At 53.4% G+C, this 378-nt stretch carries 1 pseudogene; it reads right to left on the bottom strand.

The window, feature by feature from the left end:
- Nucleotides 1–248: pseudogene (locus tag EN925_RS39515) on the bottom strand (hypothetical protein); the annotation flags it as partial.
- Nucleotides 249–378 lie beyond the last annotated feature (130 nt).

Below are 378 nucleotides of genomic sequence, written 5' to 3'. Positions count from 1 at the left end.
CCTCCCAACTCGTTGCCGTCGCACCTCAGATTTTCAAGATGGATGCCTCCGGATAACTTGCGTCCGCCAGCAAAATTGATCGTGTCACATGTCTTGTGCGCGCGCTTGTAAACACGAAAGCGGTGACCACAATATTGAAACATCTGTGGCATGAAAGGAAGCTCCTCAAGTCGACCATTTCTGTCGAGCGTAAGAAGGATTTCTTCCTTGGACCGAATCTCTACCCAGTCGCCGACCCTCAGTGACATGCAGCACTCCCGTCCACAGCGCGCTCCGCAACCAATGTCATTTGCCTAGTGCCGTACCATAGCATCCCTGGAATCCGACAGCCGTCCCCGAATTAGCGGTAGCTACCTTCCACTTTTGACGGAGTGGAGC

Origin of the sequence: Mesorhizobium sp. M7A.F.Ca.US.006.04.2.1, assembly GCF_004022915.1 — a bacterium.
Taxonomy (GTDB): domain Bacteria; phylum Pseudomonadota; class Alphaproteobacteria; order Rhizobiales; family Rhizobiaceae; genus Mesorhizobium; species Mesorhizobium ciceri.
Note: the sequence above shows the minus strand (reverse complement) of the source record. Positions and strands in the feature narration are given on the sequence as shown.